The sequence below is a fragment of the Comamonas sp. BIGb0152 genome (assembly GCF_024809975.1).
Classification (GTDB): Bacteria; Pseudomonadota; Gammaproteobacteria; order Burkholderiales; family Burkholderiaceae_C; genus Comamonas.
In genome coordinates this window covers 170201-192463 of sequence record NZ_JANUDY010000002.1, presented here as the reverse complement: position 1 = coordinate 192463, position 22263 = coordinate 170201, and the positions used below count along the sequence as shown (strand labels likewise).

The window sequence follows — 22263 nt, the reverse complement described above, 5'->3', positions numbered from 1 at the left end:
CTCCCGAGATTTTTTAAAGCTTGGTTTCATTTATCACCAAGCATCCCCGTCGCCATATTCCGGGAATCCGCTTGGCGCCCTCCCCTCCGGGGAGGAGCACCCGCCAAGCGCCACAACAAAGCGCCCCCAAGCTTGTAGCAGCGCACCAAGGGCTGTGCTGGCGGCGCTTAAAACTGGTAGCGTGCCGACAGATAAACACTGCGCGGATCACCATACACGCCGGTGCCATAAGAGCCCATGCCCGGCATATAGGTTTTGTTCAACACATTGCTCAAGTTGAGCGCCAGCGACAGCTGCGAATCCACCTCCCAGCGGGCCATCAGCCCCAGCAAGGTGTAGGCCGGCTGGGTGGCGCGCCACTGCTGGTCGCCAGCTTGCTGGTAATAGGTTTCGCTTTGCCAGCTGAGCGAGCCGCCCACGGTCACGGGCTTCCACTGCCCCGGCAGGCGGTAGCTGGTGCTCAGCTTGACCAGGTGCTTGGGCTGGTTGGTATTGACCGCGCTCAGGATCACATCGGGCTGGTAGCCCAAGGTCGACTCGCGGTAGGTGTAGCCCGCATACAGGTTCCAGGCCGGGGTGATCTGGCCGGAGACCTCCATCTCCACGCCCCGGCTTTTGACGCCCTTGGCAGCGATATAGATTTCCTCACCAGTAGCCGGGTTGGAATCCACATATTGCGCAGCGTTGGTTTGCTGGGTGTGGAACAGCGCCACCGAGGTGTTGAGCTTGCCATCCAGCAGCGCAGCCTTGATGCCGATTTCCTTGCTCTTGCCCGTCAGCGGTGGCAGGGCCGTGCCGCCCGCATCCTTGTAGTAGGTCTGCGGGTTGAAGATATCGGTATAGCTGGCATAGACCGACCATTGCTTGCTGAAGTCATAGACCACACCCGCATACGGAATTACTTTGTGGCTCACCTGCAGCCTGTCGTTGAGGGTATAGACACCGCTTTGCAGATCGGTGTCCCCATCAATCAGCCGGTACCAGCTGACCCGCGCGCCCAGAATGACGGACAGCGCATCGGTAGGCCGCAGACGCACAGCGCCAAAAGCCCCCTTCTCGGTCAGGCGCGCGTTGCGGTCGCTGATCCGATCAAATTGCGGCTCTGGTGCATAGCCCTGCCATTCAAAATAATTGTCCACGGGGTCGTAGCTGGAGGTGTAGCCCGGTGCTCCACGGCGCCCGCGCGACCAACCCGCCCCCAAGGTCAGCTCATGGCTGCGGCCCAGCAGCTCAAACGGCCCCGACAGCACGGCGTTGAGCGAGTCGGTGGTCGAGGTGGTGGGGATTTTGACCGACAGTCGGTTGATGCCCTGCCCCGTTACCGGATCGAGCTGGCCATAAGCGGCCACGCCCACCTGCACATCGCGGCTTTGGCGCAGGTGGCTGCCGGCCAGCTCCAGCTTCCAGCCGTTGTCAAACACATGCTTTAGATCCGCAAACAGGTTGGTGCTGTCGTTGTTCCAGTATGACCAGCGCGTAGCAGGGTTGAGCGATGTGGGGAAATGGGTCTGCCCGCCATCTGAGAAGAACAGCGGCAGATGGCCATAAGAGGCACCGTTGGCCCGGGTCTGCATGTAGTCGATGCCCAGCGCCGCCGTGGTGCGGGGCGCTAGGTCGGCCTCCACAATGCCGTAGAGGTTGCGGGTGTCACGGCTGTAGTAGTCCACATGCGAATCGGCATTCTGCGCGGCGGCCACCATGCGCGCGCGCACGCTGCCGTCGGCGTTCAAGGGGCCCGCTACATCGGCCACACCGCGCTGCTTGCGCCAGGATCCCACACCGCCCTCCACCGATGCCTGGAACGCCTTGGTCGGCCGCTTGCGCACCAGGTTGACGACCGCGCCCGGGTTGCCCGCGCCGGTCAGCAGGCCGGTGGCGCCTTTGACCACTTCCACCCGGTCATAGATGGCGCTGTCGGCCAACGAGGTGGTGTACTGGTTGGCCGAGTCCATCGTGTTGGGCATGCCATCGAACTGGAAGTTCTCGACCGTAAAGCCCCGTGAATAGAAGGTGGCACGCTCGCTGTCATTGCGGCCCACGGTAAAGCCCGTCACCTTGTCCAGAATCTCGGGCAGGTTGCTCAGGCCCTGGTCGTCCATTTGCTGGCGGGTGATCACCGTCACCGACTGCGGCGTCTCGCGCAGCGACAGCCCCATGCGCGTGGCAGTATTCGACTCGGCCGTCGTGTAAGAGCCCGTGTGCTCCGAGGCTGCTACCCGGTCTGCCTGGGCTTGCACGATCACCGGCGCCAGCAGCATCTCGCCCGCCACCGGGGCCTGGGTAGCCGCAACGCGCTTGCGCAGCACATAAGAGCGGGCACCCGCAGGCACCGCCTCCAGCCCCGTGCCAGCCAGTAGCTGCTGCAGTGCTTGGGCGATGGGCAAGGCCCCGTTCACACCGGGCGACTGCACAGCGCTGACCAGCTCTGGCGTGCCGCTGACGCTGACACCGGTTTGCGATGCAAAGGCCACCAGCGCGGCAGGCAGTGGCCCGGCCGGCACCTGCAAGGATTGCGCCGCGCCAGCCGCTGCGGTTGCCTGGTCAGCGGCGGTTTGGGCATGGGCCGGCACGGCCAGCCCCAGCATGGCGCTGACGCCCATGGTGAGCATGGCGGCCTGCACTGCGCGGGCCAGCGTTGAGGGCATGGGTTGTGCCAATACTTGGCCGGCTTGCGGGTGACGAGAGATGGTTGGCATAAGGCTTCCTGCTTGGGGTCGGTACAGATAAATTCGCTATCCCTACCCAGGACAGCCGACCGCCGCCAAAGGGGCCAAAATTGCAGAAAATTTTTTATGCGCTAGCCCATAGGCCGTTTTACAAAGGCAGCACCGTGATCCAGTAAGGGGTTCGGGCGCTGATCTGCACCGGCAGCAGATGGGCCAGGTTGGCCAGCACCGCATCGGTATCGGCCAGCTGGAAGGCACCCGAGACACGCAGCGCCGCCACCTGCGGGTCGCAGCGCAGCCAGCCCCTGCGGTAACGGGCCAGCTCGGCCAAAAAGGCATCCAGACGCATGTTGTCGGCCGCCAGCACGCCTTGCGCCCACTGGCTGGCACGGGCTTGCGCCGCTTGTGGCTGCTCAGCGTCTTGATCGCTAAAGCGCAGTTGCTGGCCGGCCTGCAAGCGCAGTGCTGCAGCGCCGCCGCGTGGCCGTACCTCCACGGCATCTTGCTGCACGGCCACATCGCTGTATCCATCACCACAACGCACACTAAAGCGTGTGCCCAGTGCGCGTACCTCGCCCTGCTCGGTGGTCACCAGAAAGGGCCTTGCGCTGGCCTGCGGATCGGGCGCCGTCTCCACATAGAGCGCGCCAGCGCGCAGATGGATGCGGCGCTGCAGCGCATCGAACTGCACATCGGCAGCGCTGGCGGTATCGAGCACCATACGGCTGCCATCGGCCAAGGTCCAGCTGCGCCATTCGCCCGTGGCGGTGGCGTGGCTGGCCGTCCACTGCTGCACCGGGGCCATGCGCCAGGCCAGCCAGCCTGCCGGCACGGCGGCAACCAGCACCGCCAGCGCGCGCACGGTATCGCGGCGCGTGGCACGGCGCTGGGGCCGCGACAGCGCGGGCGAGCCCAGCGATGCCGGAATGGAGCCCGCCTGCAGACTGACGGCCATCGCCCGCTGCCAGGCACGTTCATGCGCAGGCGATTGCGCCCGCCAGCGTGCCAGCTCCGCCTGGGCATCGGCGCTGCCGGCCTCCTCTTGCAGGCGCACAAACCATTCTGCCGCCTGCATCGCCACTTCGCGGGTGATGATGGGCGCGGGTGCCGGGCTCCAGGCGGTCATGGGCTGTGCCTCAGTCCGCCAGCAAAATGCATTCGGCCATGGCCTGGGCCATATAGCGCTTGACCGAGCGCAGCCCCACGCCCAGCGCCTGGGCGATCTCGCCGTAGGTCAGGCCATCGATCTGCGAGAGGATAAACACCGCCCGCACCTTAGCCGGCAGTGCATCGAGCATCGCATCGACCTCCTGCAAAGCTTGCAAAATGACCAGTTGCCGCTCGGGCGAGATGGCTTCGGGCTCGGGCAACACAGCCAGCGCCTGCAGATAGGCCTGCTCCAGCGACTGGCGGCGCAAGTGGTTGACCAGCACATGCTTGGCCACCGTGGCCAGGTAGGCACGCGGCGCGCGCAGCGCAGCGGCCGGCGGCGTAGCCGCGCTGGCATCGCCATGGCTGGCAGCTGGGCTCAGCAGCCGTACAAAGGTGTCTTGCGCCAGGTCAGCCGCCTGGTGCGCATCGCCGAGCCGGCGGCGCAGCCACCCTTGCAGCCAGCCATGGTGTTCCACATACAGCGCGGCAATATCGGGCAGTGCGGCTGTAGTGCGGAGGGGCACGGGGCTGGTCGCAGTCATGGGGCACACCGCAGTCCGGCTGTCAGCGCTTAAAAGTCCACACTGGCGCTGACCGTGAAGCTGCGCGGGTTGGACAGCACCAGGTAGCCGGTGGAGCCCACCGATGCCCAGTAGTTGCGGTTGGCGGCATTCTCGACACGGGCACGGAAGGTGACCAGGCGGCCATCGATCTCGGTCAGGTAACGGGCACCCAGGTCAAAGCGCGTCCAGCCTGCCACTTGCAAGCTATTGGTTGCATTGGCATAGCTGCTGCCGGTGGCCACCGCACGGCCATCCAGGGTCAGGCCACGCACGCCCGGCACATCCCATTCCAGGCCCAGGTTGCCCTGCTGGCGGGGCACACCAATCACGCGCTTGCCGGCGTTGGGGTTTTGGCCATCGGCCAGTTGCTTGGCATCCAGCCAGGTCAGGCCGCCCAGCACCCGCAAACCGCGCGTCACCTGGCCAAACACGTTCAGCTCCAGGCCGCGATGGCGGTCCATGCCTTCAGGGCCGTAGGCGCCCGAGACCGCGTTGCGGAACACCCGGGGCTTGTCGGTGGTAAACCAGGCCAGGCCCGCGCCGATATCGCCGCCATCCCACTTGATGCCCAGCTCCTTTTGCTTGGACACATAGGGCGCAAGCGCCTCGCCGGCATTGGCCACGGGCAGACCTGCCGACAGCGCTGGCGCAATCTCGCCCGGGGTCAGGCCTTCGATGTAGTTGGCGTAGAGCGATATCCGCTCCGCCGGCTTGAAGACCACGGCCGCCATCGGGCTGGTGCGGCTCTTGTCCACCTTGGGCGCTGCAATACCGGTGTTGTAGGCAAAGGTCTGTGTCTCGATGGTCTGGTGGCGCAACCCAACGGTCAGCAGCAGGCGCTCGTCAAACATCGACAAGGTGTCCGACAAGGCCAGGCTCGACAGCTTGATGCGCGCCTGCAGCGCCGGGTCATCGAGGTCATTGGAGCTGGTGCCCAGCGGCGGCGCCACGCCATACACCGGCGTGTACAGGTTGGTGGCAAAGGCGCTGGCCGCCGGCTGCGAATAGAAGGCGTTCTTGCGCTTGTCCGAGAAAGTCGATGCCGCCAGCACCAGGCTGTGGCCAATGCTGCCGGTCGTCAGCTTGCCGCGCAGGCCCACTTCACCGGTGTAGATGTCATCGGCGCGGGTATTGTCAAAGCGAGCCTGTGTGCCGCTGCCGGTGCTGCCGTTGTTCAGGGTCAGGTTGGCGAGCGAATTGCGTTCGCGCCCGAAGCGGGCGCCGCCTGCCACCCAGGCCGTCAGCCGGCTGTTGATGTCGTACTCGGCGCGCACCGAGCCAAAGCTGTCGCGCTCGTTCGAGTAGCTCCAGGGCTGGGCAAAGTTGCGGTGGCTGTCGGGCGCACTGGGCACCTGGGTCACGGCCGCATTCAAGGTCACGTTGGGGCGCGGCGATGTCAGCTTGTGGCTTTGGTAGCCCACATCGGCCGACAGGCGCAGTTGGCTGGAGCGCCAGTCCACCCCCAAGGACACCACACTCAGATCCACCCCTTCACCATCGATGGCGGTATCGCCCTTGCGCTTGGCCACATTCAGGCGCAGGCCGGTGGCTTGGTCCGGGCCAAAGCGGCGGCTGATGTCGGCGGCCGCATAGCCTTGCGCGCCGCTGGAGCCCCCGACGCTGACCCGCGTCAGCGGCTCGTTCGAGGCGCGCTTGGGCAGCAGGTTCAAAGCGCCGCCAATGCTGTCGCCTGCGGGCGAGGCACCATTCAAAAAGCCACTTGCGCCGCGCAGCAGCTCCACCCGTTCAAACAGCTCAGCCGATACGTACTGGCGGGGCAGCAGCCCATACAAGCCGTTGTAGGCAATGCTGTCCGAGCCAAGCACAAAGCCGCGCACAAAATACGATTCTTGGAAGTTGCCAAAACCGCGCGACACCCGTACCGAGGCATCGTTTTGCAGCACATCGCCTACGCTGCGCGCCTGCTGGTCGCGGATCAAGTCCTGGGTGTAGGCCGTGGTGGAGAACGGCGTGTTCATGATGTCTTCGGTGCCCAGAATGCCCACACGCCCACCGCGTGCCACCTGGCCGCCGGCATAGGGCTTGGACAGGCCTTGCGCCGAGGCATCGGCACTGGCGCTGACTGTCACGGTCGGCAACAGGCTGTCTTCACTGGCAGGCTGCGCTGTTGCAGCAGCAGCCCCATCGGCAGCGACTGGCTGGGTTTGGGCCCCAGCAGGAGCACCAGCAAAGGACAACAGCAGCGCGACCGCGCCAGCCACGGGATGGCGCGCAAAACGGGAAGAGAACAACATACAAAACCAGCCAAGAAGCAAATGAGACTGATTATCAATCATGCATTTAACGGACCTGGCAAACTGGCGCAAATCAGGGGCTTTGCCCCAGGCAAGTGTTGCCTGCAGCTGACATTTCCATACACTGGCCTGCCCCGCCCCAAAAGCAAAGGCCGGATGTGGTGCATGCACCCTCCGGCCTCGGTTCTGTTCGCAAGTGCCCAGCTTTAAGCCGGGCAGCCGCTATCAGGCGAAATTGCTTTCCGCAAACTTCCAGTTCACCAGCTTGTCGAAGAAGGTTTCGACAAACTTCGGACGGGCATTGCGGTAGTCGATGTAGTAGGCGTGTTCCCAGACGTCCACGGTCAGCAGTGCCTTGTCATCGGTGGTCAGCGGGGTGCCAGCGGCGCCGGTGTTGACGATGTCCACCGAGCCATCGGGCTTCTTGACCAGCCAGGTCCAGCCCGAACCGAAGTTGCCCACGGCCGATGCCTGGAAGGCCTTCTTGAACTCGGCGTAGCTGCCCCACTTCTTGTTGATGGCTTCAGCCAGCGCGCCGCTGGGTTCAGCGCCACCGTTGGGAGCCATGCAGTTCCAGAAGAAGGTGTGGTTCCAGATTTGAGCGGCCTGGTTGTAGATACCACCGCTGGCCTTCTTGATCACGGCTTCCAGCTCCAGGTTCTCGAACTCGGTGCCCTTTTGCAGCTCGTTGAGCTTGTCCACATAGGCCTTGTGGTGCTTGCCGTGGTGGTATTCCAGCGTTTCCTGGCTGTAGGCCGGGGCCAGAGCATCAATCGCATAGGGCAGGGGTGGCAGAGTGCGTTCCATCGTGGTTTCCTCGTGGTTGGTATAGGTTGCAAAGCCGGGACCAGACAGTGTTGGCAAGCAACACGCCCGGCAGGAGCTGCAGTGGTCAATTGTAAAAAGGAAAATCGACCCGTTGATGAATACGGGTTCAGCCAAATTACTATAGCGACGATAGCATGCAAGCCAGGCAGCACGGCGTCAGAAAGCGCCGCCAATTGCCCTGGCGCTGGCCTGCAGGGGTCGCGGCGCAGGCGACCGTTGGCGCGCGCTTGCCCCCTGCTCCTGCACGGGCTGCCACGCGGCCCGTGGCACTGTTGCCCGGCGCTATACCAGCAGGCGCTGGGTGACCACCACATCCACACTGCCATCCGCCAACTCGGCATGCAGGGGCTTGCCCGGTGTCGCCTGGGTTACGGCGCTCACCACCTGGCCCTGCATATCGGTGAGCAAGGCGTAGCCGCGTGAGAGGACCTGGCGCGGGTTGAGCAGCTCCAGCCGCGCATGCAACTGCGCCAGGCGCTGCTCGCTGCGCTCCAGATGGCGCGCCGCGACGGAGGGGAAGACGCTGGCCAAGTGCTGCACGCGCTTGTCCTGGCCATGCAACTGGTTTTGCGCAGCGCTTTGCAGGCGGCGGCCCAGGCGGTCCAGCAGTTGCTGCTGGCCATGCACCAGGGATGAGGGCCTGCCGATCTGGCGCGCGGCCATGTCCAGCCGCTGCTGCTGGCGGTCCAGATGGCGCTCGACGCCATCGACGAGGCGCTGCTCTGCGAGCTGCAGCGCCCCCAGCCAGACATCGCGCGGCTGGCAGACCAGCTCGGCTGCCGCCGTGGGCGTGGGCGCGCGCAGGTCGGCACAAAAATCGGCGATCGTGAAGTCGGTCTCATGCCCCACGCCGCTGACCAGCGGCACCGGGCTTTGCACCACGGTGCGGGCCAGTTGCTCGTCGTTGAAAGCCCAGAGGTCTTCCAGCGAGCCGCCGCCGCGCACCAGCAAGATGGTGTCGATGGCCACCGCAGGTGCGTCGATGCCAAGGCCGGCGTCGTATGCGATCTGGGCCTCTGCCATGCGGTAGAGCTTTTGCAGTGCCGCCACCATCGAAGGCGCGGCTTGCGCGCCCTGCACCAGCGCGGGCACCAGCAGCACCGGCAAATGGGGCACCCGGCGGCGCAGTGCCGTGACCACATCGTGCAGGGCCGCGGCGCCCAGCGAGGTGACGATGCCAATGCCGCGTGGCATCAAGGGCAAACTGCGCTTGCGCTGCGCGTCAAACAGGCCTTCGGATTCCAACTGCGCCTTGAGGCGCAAGAACTGCTCGAACAAGGCCCCCTGCCCCGCGCGGCGCATGCCTTCAACGATCAACTGCAGATCGCCGCGCTGCTCATAGACCCCCAGCTTGCCGACCACTTCCACCAGCTCGCCGTCGCGGGGGTTGAAGTCCAGCGCCTGCGCGGCGCGGCGAAACATCGCACAGCGCACCTGGCCGTTGGCATCCTTGAGGTTGAAGTAGCAGTGGCCGCTGGCGGCGCGCGAGAAACCGCTGAGCTCGCCGCGCACCTCTACCGGGTTAAAGCGGGCAGCCAGCGCATCGGCCACCGCCCGGCACAGCGCCCCCACCTCCCAAATGCGAGGGCTGGGCGGAGGGCTGGCAGTGGCGGAAGCGGGCAAAGAGTGGGTATCCATAAAAATGGCCTGCGGGGGGCAGACTCTGCATTACAGGTAAAAAGTGGCCTGCCTCGGGCGTGCTGCCAGGCAAGCACCCGGGCCGGCTGGCAAGGCCGATCCAGGGACCGATAAGGGGCTCGCCAGCTGCTGCCGAATAGCTGCCCAGTTGCTGCCAATTAGCTGCCAGCGCAACAACCAGCGCCTGGCATTTTTCTCCGTCACAGCAAGGACATACGCCGCGAAAGCGCGTGCAAAACACACAGTTTCTCACAGGCCGCTACGCCATTAGTCCACAAGAAGGCCGCTCTGTGACAGCGTCATGCATACGTCATACTCTGTAGCACAAAATATTGAACCCACGTACAAGCTTTTGATTTTTAAATATTTTTATCAGCTTATTTTTTAAGCAATCTAAGAAAAACCCCGTAAATTGGGGAATTTTTCCAACTGATGACACATTACCCACAAAGTTATCCACATTTTCTGTGGATGACTGGGTCTTTCCGGCATCCCGGGACTGTGGGTTGGACGCAGCGCTCAGCCGGATTTTAGGCTGTCCGGCGGTGGCCTTGGGCCATAATGGCCGCTGAAAAAAGAAAGAGCGGAGAGAGAATTTTGTTTTCCATCATCCAAGCAGCAGGCTGGCCGATCTGGCCCTTGATTGCCTGCTCCATCCTGGCCCTGGCATTGATCGTTGAGCGCTTTTTGGCGCTGAAAACCGCCAAGGTTGCGCCTGCCAACCTGCTCCAGGAAGCCATTTCCGTGTCCGCCAATGGCGTACCCAGCGCCGAAGTGGTCAACCAGCTCGGCCAGAACTCGTCCTTGGGCGAAGTGCTGGCCAGCGGCCTGCGCACCATCACGCTGGAGCCCCGCATCTCCGAAGCCGATCTGCGCGCTTCACTGGAGAGCACCGGCCGCCGCGAGGCCCAAAAACTGGAAAAGTACCTCACCGCGCTGGCCACCATCGCCTCGGCTGCCCCCTTGCTGGGCCTGCTGGGCACGGTGATCGGCATGATCGAGATTTTTGGTTCACAAAGCAGTGGCGGCAGCAACCCAACCATGCTGGCCCACGGCATCTCGATTGCGCTGTACAACACCGCGTTTGGCCTGATGGTCGCGATCCCTGCGCTGATCTTCTGGCGCTATTTCCGCAGCCAGGTTGATGGCTACCTGCTCACGCTGGAGCTGTCGGCCGAGCAGTTCCTGCGCCACCTGAACAAGCTGCGCCGCAGCTGATCGCCGGGCAGGAGCCAGCATGAACTTTCGCCCCCGCACCACGACGGAGCCCGAGATCAATCTGATCCCGTTCATTGATGTGCTGCTGGTCGTCCTCATCTTCTTGATGCTCTCGACCACCTACAGCAAATTCACCGAGCTGCAACTGACTTTGCCCACGGCCAATGCAGAGCAACTGCGTGACCGGCCCAAGGAGATCATCGTCTCGGTCGCCTCTGACGGCCGCTACGCTGTGGGCAAAGTCGCGCTGGAAGGCAAGACCGTTGCCGACATGGCCGAAGCTCTGCGCAATGCCGCCACCGCCGGCAAGGACAGCGTCATCATCATCAGCGCCGATGCGCTGGCGCCCCACCAATCAGTCGTCTCGGTGATGGAAGCCGCCCGCCGCGTTGGCCTGCAGCAGATCACCTTCGCCACCCAAACGGCCGCCCAGTAAAGGCCTGCCCCTTGCCGGGGCAGTGCTAGCATGCAGCTTGCATGACCGCCCCCCCCTCCTCCCCCCCGAAATCGCCGACCGCTGCCACGCGCCCCTGGTCGGCGCACATCACCGAGGCCTGGCAGCGCAAAGGGCCGCTCGCTATCGCGCTGCTGCCGCTGTCCTGGTGCAATGCCGCGCTGGGCGCCATGCGCCGCAGCCTCTACCGTGTGGGTCTGTGCAAGGCTTATCGCGCACCGGTGCCAGTGGTGGTGGTGGGCAATGTGATCGCCGGGGGCGCGGGCAAGACCCCCGTCACCCTGCACTTGGTGCAAGCGCTGCAAGCCCAGGGCTGGCGGCCTGCCATCATTTCGCGTGGCTATGGGCGCGAGAACAGCGAAGAGCCCGAGGCGATTGCCGTCACAGTCAGCAGCAACCCAAGCCTGGTGGGCGACGAGCCCTTGCTGATGGCCCAGCGCAGTGGCGTGCCCGTGTATGTGGCAGCCCGGCGTGCCACCGCCGCCCAGGCCGCCTTGCAGGCCCACCCTGAGGTGGATGTGCTGGTCTGCGACGACGGCCTGCAGCACCTGGCCCTGGCCCGCGATGTGGAGATTGCAGTCTTCAACGCCCAAGGCATTGGCAATGGCTGGCAGTTGCCGGCCGGCCCGCTGCGCGAGCCCTGGCCTAAACGGCTGGACATGGTGCTGTACGCCGGCCAGCCGCCACAAGACCTGGCACACAGCGGCGCGGCGGCCTGGCCGCTGCAGCGCAGCCTGGCCCCCTACGCCGTTGGGCAGGATGGCCGCCGCCATCCGCTGGCCGATTTGCGCGATCGGCCCGTGCATGCGCTGGCAGCCATTGCCTATCCGCAGGAATTTTTTGCCATGCTGCAAGCCCAAGGCCTGCAGCTGCTGCGCAGCGATGCCCTGCCCGACCATGCGCCGCTGGACGACCCGCAGTGGCTGGCCAGCTTGGGGATTGCAGCGGCGAGCGGACCTACAATAGCCGCTGCAGATACCCCCGTGTTGCTGTGCACCGAAAAAGACGCGCACAAGCTCTGGCGCATTGCCCCGCAGGCCTTGGCCGTCCCGCTGGAGGTGGCGATTGACCCCGCTTTTGGCGCGCAGGCCAACGCGCTGCTGCGCCAACGCCAGGCCACCCTCTCCCTTATCAAGAAAGACTGATTGCCGCTATGGACCCGAAACTGCTCGAACTGCTGGTGTGCCCCGTCACCAAAGGCCCCCTGCGCTATGACCGTGAACGCCAGGAACTCGTTTCGCGCAGTGCACGCCTGGCCTACCCGGTGCGCGATGGCATGCCGATCATGCTTGAAGGTGAGGCCCGTCCGCTCAGCGACGAGGAAATCGAGGCTTTGTCTGCTGCAGATTAAGAATGGGGGCTGATGCCGGCGACGCTGGCACCAAAAAGGTGCCTCGCACAGGCAAACCCCAATAGCGGTATTGTTAAAAACAGACACAATTTGCTGAAATTTTAGGCATCCGTCCATCCAGACATGTTCTTGAAACATGTTTCAGGGCCAGCCTGTTGGATTGCATCCATCCCTTTCCGCAAATTGCCATGCATACCCTCATCCTCAAAAAGACCGACAAAGGCATGGAGGCGCTGCGCGCCCGAGACCCGGCCTTGCCCCACCGCATGCGCCCCGCCTTCATCATGTTTGATGGCCAAAAAAGCATCGAGCAAGTGATGGCCCTGGCACCGTCGGCTGGCGGGCAGTTGCAGGTACTCGAAGACATCAAGCAACTGCTGCAGCAAGGCCTGCTGGAATTGCTGCGCAGCGGCGATGCCAGCCAGGCACCACCCAGTGCCAACGCCACTGCCACTGCCAGCGACATCATCGACAGCCTGGCGGTGCCCGCACCCATGGCACAGCCGGCCGCTGCGCCTGCTGCGCCGCTCACCGCACCGGCAACCATCAGCGATCCCGGCGAGCGCTATATCAAGGCCTACGCCGCAGCCAGCCAGCTCGTCAGCGGGCTGGGGCTCAAGGGCTTTCGCCTGCAACTGCAGCTTGAAAGAGCCCAGGGCTATGACGGCTTGGTGGCCATCCTGCCCAAGCTGCGTGAGGTGATTGACGCCAAAAAACTGCGCCCTATCGAGGCCATTTTGCTGGGCTCGAACGAGTCCAACACACCGGTCAAACCAGCCCCTTGAGCCCAGACGCCTAGCAGCGCCAACCCGCCTGCACCCTACGCGCCGGCTTGCGTGGGGCTTGGGCCGCCTGCCACACCGCCTGAGCTGACTACAATTCCTGCCGGGCCCACTCTCATCTATGACTGCACCATGGCATCCGCTCCCGCGCCGTTCACCGTTTTGATTCCTTCGCGCATGGCCTCCTCGCGCCTGCCCAACAAGCCCCTGGTCGACATTGCCGGCCTGCCCATGGTGGTGCGCGTGGCCAAGCGCGCGCAGGAAAGCGCAGCCCAGCGCGTGGTCGTCGCTGCCGACGATGCGCGTATTGTGGATGCCTGCAAAAAGCACGGCGTGCAAGCCGTGATGACCTCAGCCCAGCACCCCAGCGGCAGTGACCGCCTGGCCGAAGCCTGCAGCTTGCTGCAGCTGGGCGGCGATGACATCGTCGTCAATGTGCAAGGCGACGAGCCCTTGATCGCACCGGCGCTGATCGATGCCGTCGCCGCGCTGCTCAGCGAGCGCCCCGAGGCCAGCATGGGCACCGTCGCCCACCCAATCGCCGATCTGGAATCGCTGCTCAGCCCCAATGTCGTCAAGGTGGTACTCGACGCCCAGGGCCTGGCCAGCTATTTCAGCCGCGCGCCCATCCCCTGGGGGCGCGACTTTGTCAATGTGGCCTGGTGGAAGAACCCCGGCACCACCGGCACACCCGGGTTTGCGCCGCTGCACCATATGGGCATTTACAGCTACCGCGCCCAGTTCTTGCATACCTTTCCCACACTCAGCCAGGCGCCCACTGAACAGATCGAGATGCTCGAGCAGCTGCGCGCGCTGTGGCATGGCTACCGCATTGCCGTGCACGTCACGCGGCAGATACCGGGCTCGGGGGTGGACACGCCAGAAGACCTGGTGCGTGTGCGACAACTGCTTGGCGCGGTGATGTAGGGCCCTGCATGCACAGCCCACCCTGCCCGCTTTCTGCCCTGCAAGCGCTCCGTAAGCAAAAAGGCGCAGCATGCCACTTTGCGCCACCGAGACAGCGCATTGGCGCGCAGTTGGCTGACCCTCCCCTGCGGCGTGATATGCTCAAGCCCAGTTTCTGTGTGTAAAAGCGGGCTTTGATGCCCGCTTTTGCCGTGCAAGTTTTCTAATCTCCAAGGACCGTCATGAAATTAATTCTTTTGGGAGCACCCGGCGCCGGCAAAGGCACACAAGCTGCCTTCATCTGCGAAAAATACGGTATTCCCCAGATTTCCACCGGTGACATGCTGCGCGCTGCCGTTAAGGCTGGCACGCCGCTGGGCTTGCAGGCCAAGGCCGTGATGGATGCCGGTCAGCTGGTCAGCGACGATCTGATCATCAACCTGGTCAAGGAACGCATTGCACAGGCCGACTGCGCCAACGGCTTCCTGTTTGACGGCTTCCCCCGCACCATTCCCCAGGCCGATGCCATGAAGGCCGCCGGCGTCAAGCTGGACTATGTGCTGGAAATCGATGTGCCGTTTGACGCCATCATCGAGCGCATGAGCGGCCGCCGCAGCCACCCCGCATCGGGCCGTACCTACCACGTCAAGTTCAACCCGCCCAAGATCGAAGGCGTGGACGACGTGACCGGCGAAGCGCTGGTGCAGCGCGAAGACGACAAGGAAGAGACCGTCAAGAAGCGCCTGGACGTCTACAGCAACCAGACCCGCCCTCTCGTGGATTACTACAGCAGCTGGGCCGCCCAAGACCCTGCCGCCGCCCCCAAGTACCGCGCCATCAGCGGCATGGGCACGGTGGACGAGATCACGCAGCGCGCCATTGCCGCCTTGCAGGCCTGATAGCGCAACGCCCATCCGCACAGCCACTGTCTTGTCGACAGTGGCTTTTTTCATGGCGAAGGCGTCGTGCCAACCTTGGGCTGCAGCAGCCAACGCTGCTGTCGCGGCACTGCCTGCCGAGCATCAAGCTTGTGCTTGCGCCTGCACCAAAGCCAGCTGCAAGCTCACCCGGCATTTGCAGGGCGTCAAAGCCACGGCCAGGTCGGCGGCCAGGTCGGCAGGCCCGGGCAGCACCGCATCACTGATAACGCCCTCGCTGCAGCGGCTGCTGCGCCATACGGCCACCCCTTGCTGGCGCGCCCGCTCTGCAGCGCTCAGCAGCACTTCATGCACCGTGCCATTGCCCGTGGTCGCCAGCACCAGGCCTTCAACGCCCTGGCTCAGCAAGGCATCCACCAGCCCCGCCCTCAGCCCGGCATGGCTGCTGACGATCTCCACCCAGGGCCAGGCTTTTTGCGCGGGTTGCGGCAACGCAGCCAACCACTGGCTGCCGGTGTAGCCATCCGCTGCGCCTTGCGTATCGGCGGCACAACCCTGGCGCAGCCGCAGGCGCCTGCCATCCACCCAGCCCAGCGGCCCCTGCTCGCCCGATGCAAATGCCATCAAGCGGTGCGGATGGACCTTTTGCAGCCAGCGCGCACTGTGCAGCTCGCCGCCTCCGGTCACCGCGACCACTTCGCGCAGCAAGGGCTGGCCGTCGGCATCGCAGGCCGCAGCGGCTGCCACCGCGTCCTTGAGGTTCTGCGGACCATCGGGCATCAGCGCATTGGCCGGGCGCATCGCACAGGTCAGCACCACGGGCTTGGGCAGGCGGCCCAAGCAGCAATGCAAAAACCAGGCCGTGTCTTCCAGCGTATCGGTTCCGTGGGTGATAACAACAGCGCGCACCCCCTCATCGCGCATGGCCGCATCACAGGCCTCAAGCAGCGCATGCCAGACCCCGTCGTGCATGTCCTTGCTATCAATTTGCGCTATCTGCACCGCATCCAGTGGGCCTGCTGCGGCTTTCTCAAGGCCGCTTACCCCCGCCAACAGGGCCGCAACCGAGAGCGCTGCCGCACGGTACTGGCCGGGTTTCTCGGCATCATCGGCCATGCCGGCAATAGTGCCGCCGGTGCCGATGATCAAAATTTTTGGCTGCAAGGCTTGCCTCCTGCAAAAAACTGGTTAAAAATACAGGTACTGGATTGATGTACAGGTGTTGGAATGCACAGTAGCTTTGTTTGTGCCATACACCCCAGATCACACGGAGATCTTATGCGAGACCATCCCAAACTGACCGCGCGCCAACAAGAAATTCTGGACCTGATCCAGACCGCCATTTCGCGCACCGGCGCGCCCCCAACCCGGGCCGAAATCGCCAGCAAGCTGGGTTTCAAATCGGCCAATTCGGCAGAAGACCACCTCAAGGCACTGGCCCGCAAGGGCGTGATCGAGCTGGTCAGTGGCACCTCGCGGGGAATCCGCCTGCAAAGCGATGCGGTGCGCTCCATCAATGCAGCGCGCGGCACGCGTTTTTCGTCGCCGCTGGCAGCCGTGTCCAACGCCACGGCCGGCATGGGCCGGGTGGTGCAAGAGCTGGCCCAGCTGGCCTTGCCGCTGATTGGCCGCGTCTCGGCGGGCTCGCCCATCCTGGCGCAAGAGCATGTGGACCAAACCTATACCGTCGAAGGCGGTCTGTTCCAGCAGCAGCCCGATTACCTGCTCAAGGTGCGCGGCATGTCCATGCGCGATATCGGCATCATCGATGGCGATCTGTTGGCGGTCAAATCCACCCGCGAGGCCCGCAACGGCCAGATCATCGTGGCCCGCCTGGGCGATGATGTCACCGTCAAACGCCTGCAGCGCACCAAGGACGGCATCGAGCTGCTGGCCGAAAACCCGGATTACCTGCCCATCATCGTGCAGCCCGGCGAACCCTTCGAGATCGAAGGCATCGCCGTGGGCCTGATTCGCAACACGATGCTGAACTAGGCCCAGCGCCTTACCTCTCTCTGCGCAACCCCAGGTAGCGGGCGTTGTGGGCACCCGGCCCACAACCCTGAGGGATGCGCTCGCCTAGCGCAATCCTGCTGTTACCCGTATACCAAGGAGTCTCCTATGCTCGTAGCAGAAGCATTGCGCGCGCTTGCGCCCTTTTCCCTCGTCGCTGGCCTGCCCTGGTTCCAGTCCATCAAGCATGCCGCCGTGCGTGGCAGCCGTCGGCGCCAGCCGGGCCCAGCCTCCGCCAATGACGGCCAGCTTGCCGCCCGGGTGCACTGCTTTGCGGCAGCTTCCTCTGTCGCCGCACAGCGCGGTGCTGCGCAGCAACTGAGCCTGTTGGACGGCCCTGCGGACAACCCGGCCGCATCTGCAGCCAGCGATGGCGCTGACGAGCCTCCGGTGCAGCGGCCCATCGACCGCATCCGCCTGCCCCGCAAACCTGCTGCGCGCCGTCGCCTCTCTGTAGCGGCCCAGTCCCAGGCCCGCCCCTTTCTGTCGGTACAGCGCTGCAGCGCCCAGGCGGCCAATGATGCCGCTGTCAAAATGTACTGGGCCCAGCCTGCCAGCCTGCACCGCCAAAAAGGTATGCGCTGGGCCATGTCCGGCAGCATGGCCGACATCTGCGCCGAGCTGGAACGCCTGGAGCGGCTGGAGCACCTGCACGCGGTGTAAACCACTGAAGGTGGCCGCTACAAGCGTGCTGCTGATTGCAGGTGCAAGTAGCAGGTGCAACTAGCAGCTACGAGTAGCAGGCACAAGTAGCAGGTAGCGGCATGCGGTATGCAGCGGCAGGGCCGGCGCTGGCCTGTACCGGCCAGCCTGCCGCTCACACTGGTACACACACCCGGGAGCGAACGCCCAGGGTCTGCGGGCCCCCAGCCTTCCACTGCGAATTTCCGGTTGCCAGGCTGCCACTGCCTGGCCCGCTGGCCATCAACGCGCGGCGGTCAGGGCGCCTTGGGCCTGGCGCTTGAACGGTTCCAGCTGCGCTCGCAACACGTCACGCGCGGCATCCACCGCGGTGGCCACCGCATCGGGCCCAAACACCAGGCCCTGCAGCAAGACAAAATGCACATTGCGAATGCCGATGGAGGCCAGCGCGTAGCGCAGGTACGGCGTCAGGAAATCTTCCTGCCTCGCGCGGGGGCCCGTGTGGAAGCCACCTGAGCTCACCAGCACCAAGGTCGGCCGGTCTTTTATCAGGCCGATCTTGCCTTCAGGGGTGGATTCAAAACTGCGGTGGATGCGGATCACATGGTCCAGCCAGAGCTTGAGCGTGGCCGGAATCGCAAAGTTGTGCATGGGGGTCACGATCAGCAGCAGCTCACTGGCTTCCAGCTCGCTGATCAGCGTCTCCGACCAGGCCAGTGCCGGTGCCTCCGCACTTGCGCCGGAGGTCACGGCCAGCACATAGTCCCGGCCGATCGGCGGTATCGGGCTGGCCAGCAGATCGCGCTCCACCAGCTGCTGTTGCGAAAGGCCCAACTCGGCCAGCATCTCTGCAGCCAGTTGGTAGCCATGGCTGGCCTGGCCATGGGGGCCGCTGTTCAATAGCAAAGTACGTGTCATACGAATTCCAATCATCAAGAAATAGTCAGGCCGAATTTTCAGACTTCGGGGCCCATTCAAATACGGGTTGCCACGAGCGATCCACGCGCCGTACGCCATCCATCGCAACTAGGGACCCTCTGCAAAACTCCCTGCCGTGGTCTGAACGCGGGCTCGGGCGATCCGCTGCGTTGTCTTCCTTGTCAATAGCTACGGCTATTGACTGCAAAAGACGCCTTGCGTCTCATCCCGATCCGCATCCATCCCGCTTGGCGAGGGTTATGCAGAGGATCCCTAGGCCTTGCTTTGGCTTTGCAGCAGCCCAGATTTGCAGACCCAGGCTGCCAAGGTGGTGCTTCCCAGCCGCGCCGGCCCTGCGGGCAACAGGCAGCCATCTTCCAAACGCAGGCCGTGGTAGAGCGCATCCCCATCGGGCACCACGCTGCGGGGGTCACCCCGCAAATGCAAGTACTGCTGCATCCAGTCGGCCATACCCATGCGCTGCGGGCCGGCGGCATCCATGCAAGCGCCCAATGGCTGCGCCAACGCGGCATCGGCCATGACCATCGCCAGATCCTCCGCCGCCATCGCTTGCACTGCTGCCACTGGCACATGCAGCACCACACCGGCGGGGCTGCATTGCGCCCAGCGCGCCAGGCATTCATACAGCGGCGCCGCACGCACGATGGTGTAGGCCGTGCTGCCGGCCTGAACCATGCACTCTTGCACCGCCTTGGCGCGGTAGTAGGCGCTGCCCTGCATGCGCAATAAGCCCAGGGCCGACAGCGCAATATGGTGCGCTACGCCCGCAGCCGCCATGGCGGCGTTCAAACGGCAAGCGCTGGCCTCGAAAGCACCCAATGCCCCTGCTGCCTGCGGCGACGGGGGCTCGCGCACATCGATCAGCACCTCCACCCCGCGCAGCGCCGCAGCCAGCCTTGGGTCGGCATCGGCATCAATGCTTGCGCCTGGCGATGCGGTGACCACCGGGTAGCCCAGCTGCCGCAGGTTGCTGGCAACTTTGGCTCCCAGCAAGCTACAAGCGCCGAGGACCAGGATTTTCATAGACTGCGTTGCGGTGCGCCGGTGCGTGCTTGCTTAAACAGGCATCTTGCGAAAGGCGATGGCAAAGCGGTTCCAGCTGTTGATCGAGGTGACCACGGCGGTCAGCTCCATCAGCTCGGCATCGGTGAAGTGCGGGCGCACGGCTTCCCATACGGCATCGGGCACATGGTTTTGCGAGACCAGGGTGAGCGATTCGGTCCACTCCAGGGCTGCGCGCTCGCGTGCGCTGAAAAACGGCGTCTCGCGCCAGGCGGCCACGGTGGCCAGGCGGCGGCTGGATTCACCTGCCTTGCTGGCGTCAGTCACGTGCATGTCCAGGCAAAAGGCGCAGCCGTTGATCTGGGAGGCGCGCAGGCGCACCAGCTCCTTGAGCAGAATGTCCAGGCTGCCTTTGGCAATCTGGTTTTCCACCCCCATCAAGGCCTTCATGATGGCGGGGTCAGCGGTGTAGAAGTCGAGTCGGGTTTGCATATCAATCTCCATCAGAGGGGGTGCGTCGGCGAAAGTCCGTTGCTGATCGCCAGTATGCAAGCCTCTTGGCCAAGCCAAAAGAGCCAAGAAATGCAAAAATGACTAGGCCATGATTTCTGACACCTCCCACACCGATCCCCTGCAAACGCTGCAATTGCCGGTGGACCGCAGCTTGCAGCAGCCCATGTACCTGCAGATCTGCCAGCGCTTCAAAACCGCCATTGCACAGGGCCATTTGCGTGCCGGCGACCGGGTGCCTGCCGCCCGCGCCCTGGCCACTGCACTGAACCTGGCACGGGGCACGGTCGATCTGGCCTACCGCATCCTGGCCGATGAAGGCTATTTTTTGGTGCGCGGCGCAGCCGGTACCGTCGTGTCGCCTAGCTTGCCCCAGGCAGCGCTGGTGCCCCCGCCGCAGGCCTTGGCCAGGCCGCCGGCGGCCGATATCGTCGACCATGACGGCCTGCACCCAAGACCCTTGCAACTGGGTCTGCCGGCGCTCGATGCGTTTCCGCGCAAGGTCTGGAACCGGCTGGTCACCCATCGCCTGCGCAGCAGCGAGCCCTACCGCCTGGCCTACCCCAACCCGCAGGGCGATGAGGAACTGCGCCAGCGCATTGCCGCATACCTGGCAGTCTCACGCGGCGTCACCTGCGTGCCCGAGCAGGTTTTTATCACCACCGGCCTGCGCAATACCCTGGAGCTAAGCCTGCGCAGCCTCGCCAGCCCCAGCGATGCCTTCTGGTTCGAGGACCCGGGCTACATCCTGGCGCGCCCGTTTTTGCAAAATGCGGCCGTGCAGATCGTGCCGGTGCCAGTTGATGCGCAAGGCCTGCAGGTCGATGCGGGTCGTCAGCTCAGTCCCTACGCCAAATTTGCGATGGTGACGCCCTCGCACCAAAGCCCGCTGGGAGTGACCTTGTCGCTGGAGCGGCGCATGGCGCTGCTCGACTGGGCGAGCGAGGCCGGCAGCTGGATCATCGAAGACGACTACGACAGCGAGTTCCGCTACCAGGGCCGGCCGCTGCCCGCCCTCAAAAGCCTGGACCGCCGCGACCGCGTCATTTATGCCGGCACCTTCAGCAAGGTGCTGTTTCCCGGCCTGCGCCTGGCCTATACCGTCGTGCCGCTGGAGGTGGTGCCACGCTTTCAGGCTGTCAGCTCCAACCTCAATGCGGGCTGCCCCTATCTGCTGCAGGCCAGCGTGGCCGACTTCATGGCCCAGGGCCATTTTGCCCGCCACCTCAAGAAAATGCGCCTGCTCTATGCCGAGCGCCGCGCCATGGCGCAGCGCAGCTTTCAAAGCGTGCTGGGGGATCGCCTGCGCATTGACTTGCAGCCCGGCGGCCTGCATCTGCTTGGCCAAATCGGCGACGGCGACAACGACAGCCTGGTGGCCCAGCGCGCCCGCGTGCAGGGCCTGGCCACGCACCCGCTCTCGCGCTGGTACATCGATGCCGCACCCCGCCAGGGCCTGCTGATGGGTTTTGCCAATATCACCAGCGAGGCGCAGGCGCTGCAGCTGGCCGCCCAGATCCAGCAGGCCTTTGGCTAGGACACTGGGCGGAGCCGCTTAGCCCTTGAACTCGGGCGTGCGCTTGTCCAGGAATGCACTCACCGCTTCGCGGTGATCGGCCGTCTGGTGGGCCAGCGCCTGGTAGGCGGCTGACAGCTCCAGCAACGATGCCAAGCTCTGGTGCATGCCCTCGCGCATCAGCTTCTTGGTCATGCGGGTGACCTGGGGCGGGTTGGCCGCAATCTCATTGGCCAGCGCGTTCGCGGCGCCCAGCAATTCCTCAGGCGGCACCACTTGCGATACCAGACCCCACTGCAAGGCCGTGGCCGCATCGATCATGCGGCCGGTCAGCGACAGCTCGGCCGCGCGTGCCATACCAATCACCCGAGGCAGCAGCCAGGCACCGCCGTCGCCAGGGATGATGCCCATCTTCACAAAGCTCTCGGCAAAACGGGCCTTGTCCGAGGCCACGCGCAAGTCGCACATGCAGGCCAGGTCCAGGCCCGCGCCCACCGCTGCGCCATTGATGGCGGCAATGGTAGGTACCTCCAGGTTGAACAGGGCCAGCGGCAGGCGCTGAATACCCCTGCGGTAGTCGTCGCGGATACGCATGCCATCGACCTCGCCAAAGGACTGCTGCTGCATGGTCTTGATATCACCTCCCGAGGAGAACGCCGGGCCTTCGCCCGTCAGGATGACCGCACGCACGCTGCTGTCAGCCGCAATGGTCTCGCAGGCGGCCAGAATCTCGGCCACCGCCGTGTTGCCCGTCAGCGGATTGCGGCGCTCGGGCTGGCTCATCGTCAAGGTCACAACATGGCCTTGCTGTTCGTACTTCAAAAATGCAGTCATGGATGGGGCTCCTGGTTCCGGGTAGGTCTGGGGTGTGCGATATGGCTGCCAAGCATACGGGTAAAGGCCACATCTGCTTGCATATCAGCTGAGAGCAATTTGGTATTGGACGCTGC

Annotated in this window: 21 protein-coding genes; 10 read left to right on the top strand and 11 right to left on the bottom strand. The window is 64.4% G+C overall.

The genetic code is table 11. The annotated features are described in order from the left end of the window. Positions 1-167: 167 nt before the first annotated feature. The 6 genes from M2375_RS04335 to xseA form a co-directional block, all read right to left on the bottom strand. A complete protein-coding gene (locus tag M2375_RS04335; RefSeq protein ID WP_259164177.1) occupies positions 168-2696 on the bottom strand; it encodes a TonB-dependent receptor in 2529 nt (842 codons plus the stop codon). Between the two features lie 118 nt (positions 2697-2814). Next, a complete protein-coding gene (locus M2375_RS04330) occupies positions 2815-3792 on the bottom strand; it encodes a FecR domain-containing protein (protein WP_259164176.1) in 978 nt (325 codons plus the stop codon). A 10-nt stretch (positions 3793-3802) separates the two neighbouring features. Then, entirely contained in the window at positions 3803-4360 is a 558-nt protein-coding gene (locus M2375_RS04325; RefSeq protein ID WP_259164175.1) for a sigma-70 family RNA polymerase sigma factor, read from the bottom strand. A 29-nt stretch (positions 4361-4389) separates the two neighbouring features. Continuing rightward, positions 4390-6636, bottom strand: a complete 2247-nt coding sequence (locus tag M2375_RS04320; protein ID WP_259164173.1) for a TonB-dependent siderophore receptor — start codon at positions 6634-6636, stop codon at positions 4390-4392. A 225-nt stretch (positions 6637-6861) separates the two neighbouring features. Further along, positions 6862-7443 carry a superoxide dismutase gene (locus M2375_RS04315; protein WP_259164172.1) on the bottom strand — a complete coding sequence of 194 codons (582 nt, stop codon included), beginning with the start codon at positions 7441-7443 and terminating at the stop codon, positions 6862-6864. A 303-nt stretch (positions 7444-7746) separates the two neighbouring features. Then, positions 7747-9102 (bottom strand): exodeoxyribonuclease VII large subunit, encoded by a 1356-nt coding sequence (xseA, locus tag M2375_RS04310; RefSeq protein WP_259164171.1) that lies wholly within the window; start codon positions 9100-9102, stop codon positions 7747-7749. Between the two features lie 597 nt (positions 9103-9699). Between xseA and M2375_RS04305 the strand changes: the two genes are divergently transcribed. The 7 genes from M2375_RS04305 to adk all read left to right on the top strand — a co-directional run bounded on the left by M2375_RS04305 (position 9700) and on the right by adk (position 14712). Continuing rightward, complete coding sequence (locus tag M2375_RS04305; RefSeq protein WP_259164170.1) at positions 9700-10320, top strand: MotA/TolQ/ExbB proton channel family protein; 621 nt, start codon at positions 9700-9702, stop codon at positions 10318-10320. A gap of 19 nt (positions 10321-10339) precedes the next feature. Continuing rightward, on the top strand, positions 10340-10756 hold the full coding sequence (locus M2375_RS04300) for a biopolymer transporter ExbD (RefSeq protein WP_259164169.1): 417 nt from the start codon (positions 10340-10342) through the stop codon (positions 10754-10756). 41 nt (positions 10757-10797) lie between these two features. Next, positions 10798-11919, top strand: coding sequence for a tetraacyldisaccharide 4'-kinase (gene lpxK / locus M2375_RS04295; RefSeq protein WP_259164168.1), 1122 nt, complete (start codon positions 10798-10800; stop codon positions 11917-11919). Positions 11920-11927: 8 nt separating this feature from the next. After that, the gene (locus M2375_RS04290) at positions 11928-12125 is read left to right on the top strand and encodes a Trm112 family protein (RefSeq protein WP_259164167.1); all 198 of its coding nucleotides are present in this window, start codon (positions 11928-11930) and stop codon (positions 12123-12125) included. A gap of 188 nt (positions 12126-12313) precedes the next feature. Continuing rightward, complete coding sequence (locus tag M2375_RS04285) at positions 12314-12910, top strand: hypothetical protein (RefSeq protein WP_259164165.1); 597 nt, start codon at positions 12314-12316, stop codon at positions 12908-12910. Positions 12911-13039: 129 nt separating this feature from the next. After that, positions 13040-13834, top strand: a complete 795-nt coding sequence (kdsB, locus tag M2375_RS04280) for a 3-deoxy-manno-octulosonate cytidylyltransferase (RefSeq protein ID WP_259164164.1) — start codon at positions 13040-13042, stop codon at positions 13832-13834. A gap of 221 nt (positions 13835-14055) precedes the next feature. Next, complete coding sequence (gene adk / locus M2375_RS04275; RefSeq protein ID WP_259164163.1) at positions 14056-14712, top strand: adenylate kinase; 657 nt, start codon at positions 14056-14058, stop codon at positions 14710-14712. 123 nt (positions 14713-14835) lie between these two features. Here the strand turns inward: adk and M2375_RS04270 are convergent, their stop codons facing one another. Then, positions 14836-15855 (bottom strand): asparaginase, encoded by a 1020-nt coding sequence (locus M2375_RS04270; protein ID WP_259164162.1) that lies wholly within the window; start codon positions 15853-15855, stop codon positions 14836-14838. A gap of 114 nt (positions 15856-15969) precedes the next feature. Between M2375_RS04270 and lexA the strand changes: the two genes are divergently transcribed. Then, positions 15970-16686, top strand: a complete 717-nt coding sequence (gene lexA, locus M2375_RS04265; protein ID WP_259164161.1) for a transcriptional repressor LexA — start codon at positions 15970-15972, stop codon at positions 16684-16686. A 126-nt stretch (positions 16687-16812) separates the two neighbouring features. Next, positions 16813-17367 (top strand): hypothetical protein, encoded by a 555-nt coding sequence (locus tag M2375_RS04260; protein WP_259164160.1) that lies wholly within the window; start codon positions 16813-16815, stop codon positions 17365-17367. Between the two features lie 261 nt (positions 17368-17628). Here the strand turns inward: M2375_RS04260 and M2375_RS04255 are convergent, their stop codons facing one another. The 3 genes from M2375_RS04255 to M2375_RS04245 all read right to left on the bottom strand — a co-directional run bounded on the left by M2375_RS04255 (position 17629) and on the right by M2375_RS04245 (position 19779). Continuing rightward, complete coding sequence (locus M2375_RS04255) at positions 17629-18264, bottom strand: FMN-dependent NADH-azoreductase (RefSeq protein ID WP_259164159.1); 636 nt, start codon at positions 18262-18264, stop codon at positions 17629-17631. Between the two features lie 273 nt (positions 18265-18537). Beyond that, positions 18538-19308, bottom strand: coding sequence for an SDR family oxidoreductase (locus M2375_RS04250; RefSeq protein ID WP_259164157.1), 771 nt, complete (start codon positions 19306-19308; stop codon positions 18538-18540). A gap of 33 nt (positions 19309-19341) precedes the next feature. Further along, a complete protein-coding gene (locus tag M2375_RS04245; protein ID WP_259164156.1) occupies positions 19342-19779 on the bottom strand; it encodes a carboxymuconolactone decarboxylase family protein in 438 nt (145 codons plus the stop codon). Positions 19780-19888: 109 nt separating this feature from the next. Here M2375_RS04245 and M2375_RS04240 point away from each other — a divergent pair, with 109 nt between their 5' ends. Continuing rightward, a complete protein-coding gene (locus tag M2375_RS04240; RefSeq protein WP_259164154.1) occupies positions 19889-21334 on the top strand; it encodes a PLP-dependent aminotransferase family protein in 1446 nt (481 codons plus the stop codon). 18 nt (positions 21335-21352) lie between these two features. Here the strand turns inward: M2375_RS04240 and M2375_RS04235 are convergent, their stop codons facing one another. After that, positions 21353-22147: a crotonase/enoyl-CoA hydratase family protein gene (locus tag M2375_RS04235; protein ID WP_259164152.1), complete on the bottom strand. Its 795-nt coding sequence runs from the start codon at positions 22145-22147 to the stop codon at positions 21353-21355. Between the last annotated feature and the right edge of the window lie 116 nt (positions 22148-22263).